The organism is Pseudomonas sp. SP16.1 (assembly GCF_052682975.1).
Window position 1 is genome coordinate 2093060 of record NZ_JBQYFZ010000001.1, and the last position, 13008, is coordinate 2106067.

The 13008-nt window shown below is 66.3% G+C and carries 15 protein-coding genes; 3 read left to right on the forward strand and 12 right to left on the reverse strand.

Annotated elements, in window-relative coordinates; genetic code table 11:
- Positions 1 to 59: 59 nt before the first annotated feature.
- The 9 genes from ACUTAF_RS10170 to ACUTAF_RS10210 form a co-directional block, all read right to left on the reverse strand.
- Complete coding sequence (locus ACUTAF_RS10170; RefSeq protein WP_445579838.1) at positions 60 to 1625, reverse strand: FadD3 family acyl-CoA ligase; 1566 nt, start codon at positions 1623 to 1625, stop codon at positions 60 to 62.
- Positions 1622 to 2713 (reverse strand): alkene reductase, encoded by a 1092-nt coding sequence (locus ACUTAF_RS10175; RefSeq protein WP_445579839.1) that lies wholly within the window; start codon positions 2711 to 2713, stop codon positions 1622 to 1624. The genes ACUTAF_RS10170 and ACUTAF_RS10175 overlap by 4 nt, the downstream gene beginning before the upstream one ends.
- Complete coding sequence (locus tag ACUTAF_RS10180; RefSeq protein ID WP_445579840.1) at positions 2713 to 3339, reverse strand: nuclear transport factor 2 family protein; 627 nt, start codon at positions 3337 to 3339, stop codon at positions 2713 to 2715. Before ACUTAF_RS10180 ends, ACUTAF_RS10175 begins: the two co-directional genes overlap by 1 nt.
- An 11-nt stretch (positions 3340 to 3350) precedes the next feature.
- Complete coding sequence (locus ACUTAF_RS10185) at positions 3351 to 4115, reverse strand: SDR family NAD(P)-dependent oxidoreductase (RefSeq protein WP_445579841.1); 765 nt, start codon at positions 4113 to 4115, stop codon at positions 3351 to 3353.
- A gap of 3 nt (positions 4116 to 4118) precedes the next feature.
- Positions 4119 to 4928, reverse strand: a complete 810-nt coding sequence (locus tag ACUTAF_RS10190; protein WP_445579842.1) for an SDR family NAD(P)-dependent oxidoreductase — start codon at positions 4926 to 4928, stop codon at positions 4119 to 4121.
- Positions 4929 to 4941: 13 nt separating this feature from the next.
- Entirely contained in the window at positions 4942 to 5769 is an 828-nt protein-coding gene (locus ACUTAF_RS10195) for an SDR family NAD(P)-dependent oxidoreductase (RefSeq protein ID WP_445579843.1), read from the reverse strand.
- Between the two features lie 9 nt (positions 5770 to 5778).
- Positions 5779 to 6864: a Rieske 2Fe-2S domain-containing protein gene (locus ACUTAF_RS10200; protein ID WP_445579844.1), complete on the reverse strand. Its 1086-nt coding sequence runs from the start codon at positions 6862 to 6864 to the stop codon at positions 5779 to 5781.
- A gap of 297 nt (positions 6865 to 7161) precedes the next feature.
- Positions 7162 to 7935: an SDR family NAD(P)-dependent oxidoreductase gene (locus ACUTAF_RS10205; protein ID WP_445579845.1), complete on the reverse strand. Its 774-nt coding sequence runs from the start codon at positions 7933 to 7935 to the stop codon at positions 7162 to 7164.
- The gene (locus ACUTAF_RS10210) at positions 7919 to 8086 is read right to left on the reverse strand and encodes a hypothetical protein (RefSeq protein WP_445579846.1); all 168 of its coding nucleotides are present in this window, start codon (positions 8084 to 8086) and stop codon (positions 7919 to 7921) included. Before ACUTAF_RS10210 ends, ACUTAF_RS10205 begins: the two co-directional genes overlap by 17 nt.
- A 258-nt stretch (positions 8087 to 8344) precedes the next feature.
- Between ACUTAF_RS10210 and dusA the strand changes: the two genes are divergently transcribed.
- Entirely contained in the window at positions 8345 to 9355 is a 1011-nt protein-coding gene (gene dusA, locus ACUTAF_RS10215) for a tRNA dihydrouridine(20/20a) synthase DusA (RefSeq protein ID WP_445579847.1), read from the forward strand.
- Here dusA and ACUTAF_RS10220 read toward each other — a convergent pair.
- Positions 9325 to 9648, reverse strand: a complete 324-nt coding sequence (locus ACUTAF_RS10220; RefSeq protein WP_445579848.1) for a Fur family transcriptional regulator — start codon at positions 9646 to 9648, stop codon at positions 9325 to 9327. The genes dusA and ACUTAF_RS10220 overlap by 31 nt on opposite strands.
- 173 nt (positions 9649 to 9821) lie before the next feature.
- On the opposite strand from ACUTAF_RS10220, the gene tal reads away from it, so the two are divergent.
- Entirely contained in the window at positions 9822 to 10748 is a 927-nt protein-coding gene (gene tal / locus ACUTAF_RS10225) for a transaldolase (RefSeq protein ID WP_445579849.1), read from the forward strand.
- A gap of 63 nt (positions 10749 to 10811) precedes the next feature.
- Here the strand turns inward: tal and rssC are convergent, their stop codons facing one another.
- Positions 10812 to 11306: an anti-sigma factor antagonist RssC gene (rssC, locus tag ACUTAF_RS10230; RefSeq protein WP_445579850.1), complete on the reverse strand. Its 495-nt coding sequence runs from the start codon at positions 11304 to 11306 to the stop codon at positions 10812 to 10814.
- On the reverse strand, positions 11303 to 12487 hold the full coding sequence (gene rssB / locus ACUTAF_RS10235) for a two-component system response regulator RssB (protein ID WP_445579851.1): 1185 nt from the start codon (positions 12485 to 12487) through the stop codon (positions 11303 to 11305). Before rssB ends, rssC begins: the two co-directional genes overlap by 4 nt.
- A 216-nt stretch (positions 12488 to 12703) precedes the next feature.
- Here rssB and ACUTAF_RS10240 point away from each other — a divergent pair, with 216 nt between their 5' ends.
- The gene (locus ACUTAF_RS10240; RefSeq protein WP_445579852.1) at positions 12704 to 13003 is read left to right on the forward strand and encodes a PilZ domain-containing protein; all 300 of its coding nucleotides are present in this window, start codon (positions 12704 to 12706) and stop codon (positions 13001 to 13003) included.
- Positions 13004 to 13008: the final 5 nt, after the last annotated feature.

Below are 13008 nucleotides of genomic sequence, written 5' to 3' on the forward strand. Positions count from 1 at the left end.
GATAGAAAAAGGCCAGCGCAAGCGCTGACCTTTTCCCTCAGCTGCTGTAACAAGCGGGCTCAAGCCGTCTGCGCCAGCCCACGCAGCACGTTCTTGGCCACCTTGCCCGAGGCGTTGAGCGGCAGCTCGGCGACGAACTCGACGCTACGTGGCACCTTGTAGTTGGCCATGCGCTCACGGCACCAGGCGATCAACTCGTCGGCATCCAGGGCAATGCCCGGACGCCTGACCACATAGGCCTTGCCCACCTCGCCCAGGCGACTGTCGGCCACCCCGATCACCGCCACCTGGGCAATCGCCGGGTGGGCCATCAGCTGGCGCTCCAGCTCCGCCGGGTAGCAGTTGAAGCCGCCGACGATAAACATGTCCTTGAGCCGGTCGGTGATGCGCAGATAGCCGCGCTCGTCGAGCACCCCGACATCGCCGGTCTGCAGCCAGCCCTCGGCATCGATGGCGGCGGCCGTGGCCTCGGGGTCGCCGAAGTAGCCCTGCATCAGGTTGTAGCCGCGGATCAGCACCTCACCGGCCTCGCCCGGTGGCAGGCTGCGGCCCTCGCCATCCACGCAGCGCAGCTCGATGCCGTCCAGGGCCCGGCCGCAGGTGCCGGCGATGGTCTGCAGATCGTCGCCCGGGCGGCACACCGTGGTCAGGCCGCAGCTCTCGGTCAGGCCGTAGGCGGTGACCACGCTGGCGAAACCCAGCTCGTCGTACATGCGCTGCACCAGCACCGGCGGCACCGAGGCCGCGCCGGTGACCGCCACGCGCAGCGTGCTCAGGTCGAACTCGGCGCGCCGCGGATGCTCCAGCATGGCGCTGTACAGCGCCGGCGGCCCGGGCAGGAAGCTGATCTGGTCGCGGGCGATACGCGCCAGCACCGCCTCGGCCTCGAAGGTGCGCTGCGGCAGGATGGTCGCCCCGCGAATCAGCGCCGCCAGCCAGCCGGCCTTGAAGCCGAAGCTGTGGAAGAAGGGGTTGACGATCAGGTAGCGGTCGCCCGGGCGCAGGTCGACGATCTCGCCCCAGCTGTCGAACAGCCGCAGGTTCTGCCCCTGGGCGCAGAGCACGCCCTTGGGATAGCCGGTGGTGCCGGAGGTGAACATCAGGTCGCAGGGGCTATCGCCATCCTGGGCGTCGATGCGCCGCTGCAGGGCATGGTCGGGCACCTGCCCGGCCAGGGCGAGAAACTGCTGCCAGCCGAACTCCTCGGGGCGCTCGCCTTCCAGTACCACGATGCGCTTCAGCTCGGGCAACGCCTGATCGCGCAGCAGGTCCGGGTAATGGCTGCCGAGAAAGTCGCCGACGCTGAACAGCACCCTGCTGCCGCTGCGGCGCAGGATGTCGGCGGCCTCCTCGCCCTTCATCCGCGTGCTCAGCGGCACCAGGATGGCGCCGGCCAACAGGCAGCCCAGGGCTGCCACTATCCAGCGATACTCGTTGGGCGCCCAGATCGCCACCCGCTCGCCCGGCTCTACACCCAGGGCCAGCAGGGCCCGACCGGCGCGCCGGGCCTCGTGATGCAGCTCGACATAGCTGAGCCGCACGCCCTCGTCTTCGATGGCGATGCGCCGTGCATTGTCGCGCACCGTACGCGCCAGCGCGGCGCCTATGCTCTGCGCTTTGCTCATGGCAGACAGGTCTCCGAACGGTGAACCGGCAGCGCCGGATAATCGATATAACCGGCCGCGCCTGGGGTATACAGGGTGGTGCGGTCGAAGCTGGCCAGCGCCGCGCCCTGGCGCAGGCGCTGCACCAGATCCGGGTTGGCGATGTAGTGACGGGCGAAGGACACCGCATCACCCAGGCCGTCGGCCAGGGCCTGACGGGCCGTGGCGCCGTCGAAGCCATCGTTGAGGATCACTCCGCCGCGGAAATGCCGGCGCACCAGGGCAAAGGCATCCAGCCCGGGCTGCGGCGAGCGGCTGACCTGCACATAGGCCAGGCCGAGCGGATTCACCGCGTCGAGCAGCGCGCCATAGGTGGCGGCCGGATCGTCATCCTGCATGTCATTGAAGGGGTTGCCGGGAATGATGCGCAGCCCCACGCGACCGGCGCCGATGGCGCCGACCATGGCTTCCAGGCATTCCACGGCAAAGCGGATACGTTTGGCCAGGCTGCCGCCGTAGCCGTCCTGGCGCCGGTTGCTGCCGGCCAGCAGAAACTGCATCGGCAGGTAGCCACTGGAACAGTGCAACTCCACCCCATCGAAGCCGGCATGCCGGGCATTTACCGCGGCCTGACGGTACTCCTCGATGACCCCGGCGATCTCGGAGGTTGCAAGGGCCCGCGGCAGCTCCATCGGCACCAGGCCATGGCTGTCGCTATACAGGCTGCCCTGGGCGGCGATGGCCGAAGGCGCCACCGTTTCCACTCCTTCCGGCTTGTTGTGGCGGCTGGCCACCCGGCCCACGTGCATCAGTTGCAGCACCTGGCTGGCGCCCCCCGTGCGCACCGCATCGGTGACCCGGCGCCAGGCCGCCACCTGCCCCGGGGTGGCGATCCCCGGGGTGCGGCAATAACCCTTGCCGACCAGGCTCGGGTAGGTGCCCTCGGCGATGATCAGCCCGGCGCTGGCGCGTTGCCCGTAATAGGCCACGTGCAGCTCATCCGGCTCGTCAAAGACATTGGCCCGGCTACGAGTCATGGGGGCCATGACCACGCGGTTGGCCAGGCGCAGCTCGCCCAGTTGCAGCGGTTCGAACAGTCTGTCGTGCATCAGCGTACCCTCACCCGCGGCGCGGCCGAGCCGCGGCGCATGGTTTCCAGGAAGGCGTCCAGCGGCGCCGGCTCGGCCACCTCGGGCAGGGCGTCGTCGGGCTTGTTGGCCCAGAACGTCTGCCAGCTCGGCCACAGCTGGTTCCAGCCGCCGTCGTAGGGCTCGCGACCCGGCCAGCGCATCTTCTTGTCGCCAATCGGCGGCTTGTTCAGGTCGCTGGCGTACATGTAGCAAGGCAGGCGGCGACGGAAGTACCAGCGCCCGTCGATGCGCTGGTAGTCGTCCCAGTAGAGCATCTGCATGATCACCCACTCGGGGCCGGTCTCATGCTCGTTCTTCGAATAGACCACGCCACAGGCGTTGTCGGCATCCTTGAACTCGATGATATGGCCGCCGATATGGTGGCTGGTGGTGGTGAACTGGTCGCGCAGGGTGCTGTCGATCCAGCGCTTGAGATGGGCGCGGCCGACCTGGTCCTTGCCCACCTTGATGTCCTCGGGGAACAGCCCGACCCAGGCGTCCAGGTCGCGCATGTCCAGGGCCAGGGCGTACTTGGCCGGCAGCATGCGGATCTGTTCCAGCGATTCCAGGCGATCCAGGCGCTCGGCCACAGTCTGTTCAGTCATCGGGGCAGACCTCAACGCTGCGAGGAGATATTGCCGCCGTCGACGACGATCTCGGCGGCGTTGATATAGCTGGCCTCATCGGACAGCAGGAAGCGCACCACCCGGCCCAGCTCTTCCGGCTGGCCGAGGCGGCCGAGCAGGATGCGCCGCTCGAACATGCCCGGATGGGCCGCGGCGATGGGCGCGACCATGGGCGTGAGGATCTGCCCCGGCGACACCGAGTTGACCCGAATGCCATCGGCGCCCAGGGCGTCGGCCATGGAGCGCACCATCGACAGCATGCCGCCCTTGGAAGCGCTGTAGGACGGGATCAGGCCGTTGCCCAGGGTGGCGTTGATCGAGGCGATGCCGACCACCGAGGAACCGGGGTTGGCACGCAGGTCCGGCAGCATGGCCTGCACCAGCAGGGCCATGGCGCGCAGGTTGACGTTGAGCACGGCGTCCCAGCGCTGCGCGGTGAGGCCCTCCAGGCCGCTCTGATCGACCACCCCGGCGGCGTGCACCAGGCCGCCCGGGGCGCCCAGTTCGGCGCGGGTGCGCGCCAGGGCCGGGGCGATGGCCTCGGCGTCGCACAGGTCGATGCCGATTCCCAGGCAGGCCACGCCATACTGCTCGGCCAGGCGCGCGGCCACGGCCCGGGCCTTTTCCTCCTGCAGGTCCCAGATGATCACCGGGCGCCCGACCGCGACCAGGGCCTCGGCACAGGCCTCGCCGATACCGGAAGCGCCGCCGGTGACCAGCACCGGGCTGGCAGGAGTGTTCAGTAGACTTTGCATAGGTTATTCCCCTCTGAATTCGCTGGATGTCTGCGAGGTGTAGTCGGTGGCGCCGACGTTCAGCTCGCAGGTCTTGCCGCCGTCGACCACCAGGGTCTGGCCGGTGATATAGGATGCCTCGTCGCTGGCTAGGAAGAGGATGGCGTTGCCCACCTCCTCCGGCTGGCCAATACGCCCCAGGGGCACGGCGCGGGCGGTGGCGTCGATCATCTGCTCGCTGCGCATGGCTTCGCGGGTGCCCTCGCTCCAGACGATGCCGGGAATCACCACGTTGACCCGGATCTTCTCCGGGGCGCCCTCCAGGGCCACCGCGCGGCTGAAGTTGACCACCCCGGCCTTGGCCGCACCATAGGCGGACAGTCCGGGGCTGCCGAGCAGGCCAGCCACCGAACCCATATTGATGATCGAGCCGCCGCGGCCGGCCATGGCGCGAAACGCCGCGCGGGTGCCGAAGAAGGCCACGTCGAGGCTGCCGCGCAGGCTCTTGTGCCAGTCTTCCGTGCTGAGCTGGGTCAGTGGGCCCCAGGTGTAGTTGACGGCGTTGTTGACCATCACGTCGAGCTGACCGAAACGCTCCAGGGTCTGGCTCACGGCGTGCTCGATGGATTGCTCGTCGGTGACGTCGGCCTGCACCCAATCGGCCGTGCCGCCCTGCTGACGGATCAGCTTGACCATGTTTTCGATGGGCTCGCGGCGGCGGCCGCAGAGCATCACCCGGGCGCCCTCGACGGCGAACAGTTGCGCCGCCGCCGCGCCGATGCCGGTACCGGCGCCACTGATCAGCGCCACCTTGCCTTGCAGTCTTGCACTCATGAGTTCTTCCTTATCAAAGCATCAACATGCCGCCACTGGCGGACAGGGTCTGGCCGGTAAAGGCACTGGAATCGTCGCTGGCGAGAAACAGGCAAGTGCGGGCGATTTCTTCCGGTTCGAGCATGTGCCCGAGCGGAATGGCCCGCTCCAGTGCCTGCTGCCACTCCAGGGAGATCGACTGCATCAGCGGCGTGCGGGTCGGCCCCGGGCACACCGCATTGACGCGGATACCGCGCGGGCCCAGGTCGCGCGCCAGGCACTTGGTCATGCCGAGCAGGGCCGCCTTGATCGCGCAGTAGGCCAGCGGCCCTTCGCCGCTCAGCGCCGAGAGGCTCGCGATATTGACGATGGCGCCGCGGCTGGCGCTGGCGATCATCAGGCGCACGGAGGCGCGGCTGCAGTAGAAGGCGCCGTCCAGGTTGATCGCCAGCAGGCGCCGCCAGCCGGCGTCGGTCAGATCGACGATCATGTCGGTGAACACTTCGGGCGTCTGCCCGGCAGCCAGTTGCGCGCCGCGCTCGGCCAGGCGCTGCTGGTAATGCTCGAAGCCGTCACCGGGCACCTGGCCGATGCCGGCGTTGTTGACTAGCACGTCGAGGCGGCCATAGCGCCGCTCCACCGCGGCGAACAGTCGCTCGACCGCAGCGCCATCGGCGATATCGCAGCCCATGGCCAGGCACTCGGAAGCGTTCGGCAGCCCGTCCAGCACCCGGCGCGCCGCCGCTTCGTCGATATCCGCCAGCACCACCCGGGCTCCTTCTGCGGCGAACAGTTCGGCGGTGGCGCGGCCGATGCCGGAGCCGGCCCCGGTGACCAGCGTCACCTTGTCTGCAAGTCTCATGGCCGCTCCTCAGATCAGATGCAGCTGGCTCTGCGCCAGTTCCGGCACCGCATCGAGGGCACGCCAGCTACCGTCGCGGTCGCGCTCGAAGACCTTGTGCTGCGGCGCGGGCAGTGCGGCGACATCGGTGTAGAACTGCTCATACCATTCGCGCAGCTGGTACACCGGGCCGTCGCCGTCGCACAGCACCGGGCGGTCCACGCGGATCTTGTTGTGCCAGATCGACACGTCCTGGAAGAACGACTTGTGCGCCTGCTCGGCATAGCCTTCGGCGATGGCCTGGTTCTCGGCCTCGGACAGGCCCGGCACCCGGCGCACCTTGATCGCGTAGCGCAGCTCGAAGCTGTTCTGGTCGATCGGCACGTGGCAGTTGAGCAGGATGGTATCGACCACCTGGCCGCCGGTTTCGGCGCGCATGCGGGTGATGTGGTAGGCCGGACCGAAGTAGGCACTGTCGGCCACCAGGCCCTGGCCGAGCAGTTCGCTGTCCTCGCCGCGGAACATCTGGTAGCCGATATGGCCGTCGAAGGTGTTGCAGAAGTAGCTGGCCGGCGAACCGTGTACCGGGCCGAAGTGGGCGAAGTCCGCCAGGTTGTCCACCAGCTCGCGGCAGTTGGTGTTGATCACCATCTTGCGCATCATCCAGTCGGTCCACTGCTCGTCGAAGCAGGCCTCGATGCGCGGGATTTCCACCTCGGGGTCCGGCGCGCCGCCCTCGGGGTCGTGCCAGACGAACAGCAGCTTATTCTGCTCCAGCACCGGCCAGCTCTTGATCTTGGCCCGCGGCGGAATGCGCTTGGCATAGGGGATATCGTCACACACGCCGTCCGCGTTCCAACGCCAGTCGTGGAAGGGGCAGCGAATGGCGTTGCCTTCGATGCAGCCCTCGCTGAGGTCGGCGCCCATATGCGGGCAATAGCCGTCGAGGATGTGCAGCTGGCCGTCCTCGCCCTGGTAGGCCACCAGGCGGGTGCCGAAGATGTTCAGGCGGTGCGCCTTGCCGTCGGCGTAGTCGGTCGCCAGGCCCAGGCAGTGCCAGCCACGGGCGAAACGGGGAGCGATGACATCCGACGCAATCAGTTGCGAGCGTTGCATGGAGGGGACCTCTTGTTGGTATCTATGGTCGACAGCTGGACTGTGCCGCCGGCGCAAGAGGCCAACATCGTCCGATGGGACTAACGGCGGCGGACTAGCGGCGGGCGCCGTACAGGCAGGCAGCCGCCGGCGGCCCGCGCCAGTTAGGCGGGCTGAATTGGTCGGATTGGTCGAGTACGCGCCTGCTCAGGCGCGAGCAAGCAGGTGGATAAGCACAGCGTTATCCACCCTACGTAACCCAGGAGCTCGCGTAGGGTGGAAAACCGCGCAGCGTTTTCCACCAGCAAACTCCGAGCGCTAGAACTGCGGCGTAGCGAAGCGGCGGCCGGCGGAAAAGCCGCCATCGACGCAGATCATCTGCCCGCTGACAAAAGACGCCTCGTCGCTGGCGAGGAACAGCGCGACATTGGCCACCTCCTCCGGCTGGCCGCTGCGGCAGAGCATGTGCTGCGAGGTGAAGAAATCGTGGAACGCCTGGTTCTCGCGCACCATGTGCGACATCGGCGTTTCGATCAGCCCCGGGCAGAGGCCGTTGACCCGCACATTGGCATGGCCATAGTCGATGGCCATGGAGCGGGTCAGCTGGCCGATGGCGCCCTTGGACACGTTGTAGGCGGTGTTGTCGCCACAGCCCTGCTCGCCGAAGATCGAGCCGAAGTTGATGATCGAGCCGCCGCGCTGTTCCAGCATGGCCGGCAGCGCGTATTTGCTGGTGAGCATGCTGCCGGTCAGGTTGATGTCCAGCACTCGGCGCCATTCCTCGGTGCTGGTGGCGGTTATGCTGCCCTGGCTGGCCACCCCTGCGGCATTGACCAGCACATCGATGCGCCCATGACATTCGCGCACCTCGGCCATGCAGCGCTGTACCGCCGCCTCATCGCGCACGTCGAGGGCGAAGAATCTCGGCATCGGCCGCAGCTTGGCCAGATCTTCGAGCAGCGCCTCAGACGGCTCGCCGACATCCAGCCCCACCACCTGGGCGCCCTCGGCAGCAAAGCGCCTGACGCAGGCCAGGCCGATACCCGAAGCGGCGCCGGTGACTACCGCGACCTTGTTATGCAGACGAGCCATGTTGCGACCTCTCTTGTCCTGATGGTTGAACCTTCCTGCAGTCTAGCCAGGGCACCAGGCAGCTTGATCGTCCATTGAGACTAGGGCTCCAACAATGGGTAGTTGATCCCTCTGCGCCATACAGCACATCGTCGCCCCCGTTGCCGTACAACCAATCATTGCCAGCTCGGCCTCCCTCCTCATCATCCAGGCGCGGGCAGCCGGCTTATGATCGAAGGACTGGCTTTCTTGGTAGACTATGACTCCCTTGCGGCGCAGCCGAATCTGAACCCTGTACTCGGTCTGCCCGCTTTTGTTCACGCGCCGAGTGATCGCTCCCATATGGCTCATCACCAGTGCTAAATTTCAGCACCACATGCGCAAAAAGCAGGCCAAACAAGCCTTTTCGGCCTTCAACCGACCTGAACCAATGCCTCTAGAATCAGCCTCAAACCCAGCAACCACGCGCCCTGCCCTGTCCCGCCGCTTCTCCGTGGCGCCGATGATGGATTGGACTGACCGCCATTGCCGATTCTTTCTGCGCCAGCTGTCACGGCATGCCCTGCTGTATACCGAGATGGTCACCAGCGGCGCGCTGATCCATGGCGATCGCGAGCGCTTTCTGCGTTACAGCGAGTGCGAGCACCCACTGGCGCTGCAGTTGGGCGGCAGCAACCCACAGGACCTCGCCGCCTGCGCGAAGATGGCCGAGCAGCACGGCTACGACGAAGTGAACCTCAACGTCGGCTGCCCCAGCGACCGGGTGCAGAACAACATGATCGGCGCCTGCCTGATGGGGCATCCGGCGCTGGTGGCCGACTGCGTCAAGGCCATGCTGGATGCGACGAGCATCCCGGTTACGGTCAAGCACCGCATCGGCATCAACGGCCGCGACAGCTATGCCGAGCTGTGCGACTTCGTCGGCCAGGTGCGCGATGCAGGCTGCCGCAGCTTCACCGTGCACGCGCGCATCGCCATCCTCGAAGGGCTGTCGCCGAAGGAGAACCGCGAGGTACCGCCGCTGCGCTACGAGGTGGCCGCGCAACTCAAAAAGGATTTTTCCGACCTGGAGATCATCCTCAACGGCGGCATCAAGACCCTGGAAGAATGTGAGATGCACCTGGCGACATTCGACGGCGTGATGCTCGGTCGCGAGGCCTACCACAACCCATTCCTTCTGGCGCAGGTGGACAGCCGCCTGTTCGGCGCCGCTGCCACCGGCATCACCCGCATGGACGCCCTGCTCGCCCTGCGTCCCTATGTCGAGCAGCATCTGCGCGAGGGCGGCACGCTGCATCACATCACCCGCCACGTGCTCGGCCTGGCCCAGGGCTTCCCCGGCGCGCGGCGCTTCCGCCAGTTGCTGTCGGTGGACATCCACAAGGTCAAGGACCCACTGGCCCTGCTCGATCAGGCCGCCGAGCTGTTGCGCGGGCACTGATCCGGCGGCGTTAGGCAGTAGCGGCTGCGCCCCACGGCCTGGACCATGCCGCCGTCCTGCATGCGGCGCAGCACCTGCCGCACGCTGACCAGCGAAAGCAGTTCGCCAGCTTCGCTGAGCCGGCGATGCAGATCCCGACTGGAAATCCCCTGTTCGCCATCGACACGGTACAACGCCTCGACCACCTTCAGCCGCGGCAAGCTGCAGCGCAGCCCGACCGCTTGCAGCAACTGGCGAAGCTGGCGGATATCGGCGGCGGGCCGTGGCGCGATCTGGCAGGCTGGACTCGTCATGTACTGGCTCCTTGATAGCTGGACCGCATCGACCCTGGGGCGGTTACCAGTAAGACGAACGGGAGGACGAAAAGCGCAGCCCCAGGTGTAAATCCACTCGCCGCGACGACGGCCGTTGAGCCATCCGGGCCGCTCGGGTAAGGTCGGGACATCCGCAACGACAAGGCCTCGCCATGACCTCCAAGCTGGAACAACTCAAGCAATTCACCACAGTGGTTGCCGACACCGGCGATCTCGACGCCATCGCCCGCCTGCAACCGGTGGATGCCACCACCAACCCGTCCCTGCTGCTCAAGGCCGCAGCCCTGCCACGCTACGCCGACCTGCTGAGCGGCGCCGTGAGCGCCGGCAAAGGCGACCTCGGCCTGGCCTGTGACCAGTTCGCCGTAGCCGTCGGCCAGGAGATCCTGAAGGTGATCCCCGGGCGCATTTCCACCGAAGTGGACGCCCGCCTGTCCTTCGACACCAATGCCACCCTGCGCCGCGCCGAGCGCCTGATCGGCCTCTACGAGCAGGCCGGCATCGGCCGCGAGCGGGTACTGATCAAGATCGCCTCGACCTGGGAAGGCATCCGCGCCGCCGAACAACTGGAGAAAGCCGGCATCCAGACCAACCTGACCCTGCTGTTCGCCTTCGCCCAGGCCCAGGCCTGCGCCGATGCCGGGGTGTTCCTCATCTCGCCCTTCGTCGGCCGCATCTACGACTGGTACAAGAAGGCGGAAGGCCGTGACTTCACTGGCGTCGAAGACCCGGGCGTACGCTCGGTGGCGCGCATCTACGACTACTACAAGGCCAACGACTACCAGACCGTGGTGATGGGCGCGAGCTTCCGCAACCTCGGGCAGATCGAGCAACTGGCCGGCTGCGACCGCCTGACCATCAGCCCCGAGCTGCTCCAGCAACTGGCCGACGAACAGGGCCCGCTACCCCGCAAACTGGCACCGGGAGCAGCTGGCGAGCCGCGCCAGAACCTGGACGAATGCGCCTTCCGCTGGGCCTTGAACGAAGACGCCATGGCCACCGAGAAGCTTGCCGAAGGCATTCGCCTGTTCGCCCGCGATCAGGAAAAGCTCGAGGCTCTGCTCGCCGCCAGGGCCTGAGACGACGGACAACAAAAAGGGGCGGCCGCATAAACGGTCGCCCCTTTTCTCGTGGCCTGCCTGTCAATGTCGTTCGAGGGCGCTCACCAGGTCGTGGAAGGCCTCGCGATTGGAGTCATTGAGCCCCATGAGGATTCGGTGAGCCTCCAGTACCTTGGCCTTGACCACTTCTTCGGACTGATCCTGCGAAGGCAGGTCGTCCAGCGCCTCCGGGCAGGCGACCGGCCGATCGACGATATTGAAGACCTGATCGAACCCCATGGACTGCAGCAGACGGGTGATGTCGTCGTGGGTGGTGACCACAGTCGGCAACAGGCCGATCTTCTGCCGCGAGAGAATCGACAGCTTGGCCAGCAGGCCGAGGGTGGTGCTGTCGATACTGCGGGTTTCTGTCAGGTCGATGACGATGGCCGAGAAGTTCAGCGCGGTGAAGATCTTTTCAATCGTGGCATCCAGCGCCGAACAGAGCGTCAGACGCACTTCGCCGACGAATTTGAGAACGAAGGTACCGTCCTGCTCGGCGAATTGGATACGACCGGGGCTTGTCCCAGGATTCATGCAAGGTTCCTGCTTAACACCAGCAAGGCGATATCATCCGGCATCTCGCCGAGCTTGGCCAGCCCGAGAACTTGACGCAAGCCGTCTAGCGTGCCGCCGGCCTGGCTAACCAGTTGAGGCAGCGCCATTTCCTTGTCCTTGAGCGTCTCGCCCGGCAGCAGGTCGAGAATGCCGTCCGATAGCAGCGTCAGGCTGAAGGACTCCGGCAACGGCAGCAGATGGTCGGTGTACTCGGCCTCTTCGAACAGCCCCACCGGCAAGCCACGACCTTCCAGATAACGCGCCTTCCCGCCTTCGAACAACACCGGCAGCGGCAGGTGCCCGCCAATGCTGTAGGTCAACTGCCCGCTCTGTTCGTCGATCACCCCGCCGAGCATGGTCACATGCTTGCCCAGCTTGCAGTTGATCAGGCCCCGGTTGATATGCCCCAGCACGTCGGAAGGCTTGAATTCCGGCAGCGTGCCGCCGCGCCGCCATTCGTAGAGCAGGCGCGTGGTCATGAACTTGAGCAGCACGGTGACGAAAGCCGACGAGGCACCGTGGCCGGAGACATCGGCCAGGTAGAAGCCGATGCGTCGCTCGTCGATACGGAAGTAGTCGACGAAATCGCCGGACAGGTACAAAGACGGAATGATCTGGTGGGCGAAGGTCAGGCTGTCGACCTGCCAGGGCGTGACCGGCAGCATGTTCATCTGCACCTGGCGTCCGGCGTTCTGGTCTTCCTGCAGCAGGTGCAGGCTGGCCTGCAGCTCGCGGTTGGCCGCCTCCAGCTTCTCGCGATAGCGCTGGTTCTCCAGGCGCAGGCGCGAGCGATCGAGGGCGCGTCGCACCGAGTGCTCGAGCACCGCGAGGTCTTCCAGGGGCTTGATCAGGTAGTCGGCAGCGCCCAGGCGCAGGGCCTCCACCGCGTCGTTCATCACGCCGGCACCGGACACCACGATGACCGGTACCTCGACGCCGAGGGCGTTGATCCGACGGATCAGTTCGAGGCCATCGACCTGCGGCATGCGCAGGTCGCAGATCATCAGGTCGGGCTTGGCCTGCTGAAACACTTCCAGCCCCTGCAAGCCGTTGGCGGCCTGCAGCACCTCGAAGCCACTGTCCTCGAGGTAGGCCGCGAGGCTTGCGCGCACGACCTCGTCGTCGTCGATGATCAGCAGAGTGGCACTGGTATTGTGCATGGGGTATCCAGGCAAACGGCGCCGGGCGGATTGTTGGCTCACATGCCCGGAACAAGTGCCTTGTCTGGCCCGTCCAGGCGATTTCAAGGGGCAGACGGTACTCCCATCCGTCGGCCGATTCAAGCCGGCTCCGGCCGTCGCGGCGCGACTTTACAGGGCAAATCGGCGAAGGTTATAAGGGCCGTAGGAGAATCCTATAAGACGAGGACGGCGTCCATGAGTCAGAGCGATCGGGCCTACAGCGAGAAGCGCGATTACATCCGCATGCGACTGGACGCGCCAGTCATACTGCATCACGCCGGCCGGGAAATTCCCGCGATGTGCCTGGATCTGTCCAGTACCGGCATGCAACTGGAGGCCGAGGCCACACTGCGTACGGGCGACAAGGTCACGGTGCATATTCCTTCCGAGCACAGCGAGCTGGCCGGTCTCGATGCCCAGGCCGAGGTGGTGCGCGTCTCGGACCTGGGAGATGGCCGCCAGTCGCTGGGCCTGGCCATCCTGTCGATGAGCTGACATCT

Bases quoted from the DNA above. Each gene is read 5' to 3' on its own strand.
- ACUTAF_RS10175 (WP_445579839.1), bottom strand. From the start codon at position 2,713: ATGCACGACAGACTGTTCGAACCGCTGCAACTGGGCGAGCTGCGCCTG.
- ACUTAF_RS10185 (WP_445579841.1), bottom strand. From the start codon at position 4,115: ATGCAAAGTCTACTGAACACTCCTGCCAGCCCGGTGCTGGTCACCGGC.
- tal (WP_445579849.1), top strand. From the start codon at position 9,822: ATGACCTCCAAGCTGGAACAACTCAAGCAATTCACCACAGTGGTTGCC.
- ACUTAF_RS10220 (WP_445579848.1), bottom strand. From the start codon at position 9,648: ATGACGAGTCCAGCCTGCCAGATCGCGCCACGGCCCGCCGCCGATATC.
- ACUTAF_RS10195 (WP_445579843.1), bottom strand. From the start codon at position 5,769: ATGAGACTTGCAGACAAGGTGACGCTGGTCACCGGGGCCGGCTCCGGC.
- ACUTAF_RS10180 (WP_445579840.1), bottom strand. From the start codon at position 3,339: ATGACTGAACAGACTGTGGCCGAGCGCCTGGATCGCCTGGAATCGCTG.
- ACUTAF_RS10190 (WP_445579842.1), bottom strand. From the start codon at position 4,928: ATGAGTGCAAGACTGCAAGGCAAGGTGGCGCTGATCAGTGGCGCCGGT.
- ACUTAF_RS10170 (WP_445579838.1), bottom strand. From the start codon at position 1,625: ATGAGCAAAGCGCAGAGCATAGGCGCCGCGCTGGCGCGTACGGTGCGC.
- ACUTAF_RS10205 (WP_445579845.1), bottom strand. From the start codon at position 7,935: ATGGCTCGTCTGCATAACAAGGTCGCGGTAGTCACCGGCGCCGCTTCG.
- ACUTAF_RS10200 (WP_445579844.1), bottom strand. From the start codon at position 6,864: ATGCAACGCTCGCAACTGATTGCGTCGGATGTCATCGCTCCCCGTTTC.
- rssB (WP_445579851.1), bottom strand. From the start codon at position 12,487: ATGCACAATACCAGTGCCACTCTGCTGATCATCGACGACGACGAGGTC.
- ACUTAF_RS10240 (WP_445579852.1), top strand. From the start codon at position 12,704: ATGAGTCAGAGCGATCGGGCCTACAGCGAGAAGCGCGATTACATCCGC.
- rssC (WP_445579850.1), bottom strand. From the start codon at position 11,306: ATGAATCCTGGGACAAGCCCCGGTCGTATCCAATTCGCCGAGCAGGAC.
- dusA (WP_445579847.1), top strand. From the start codon at position 8,345: ATGCCTCTAGAATCAGCCTCAAACCCAGCAACCACGCGCCCTGCCCTG.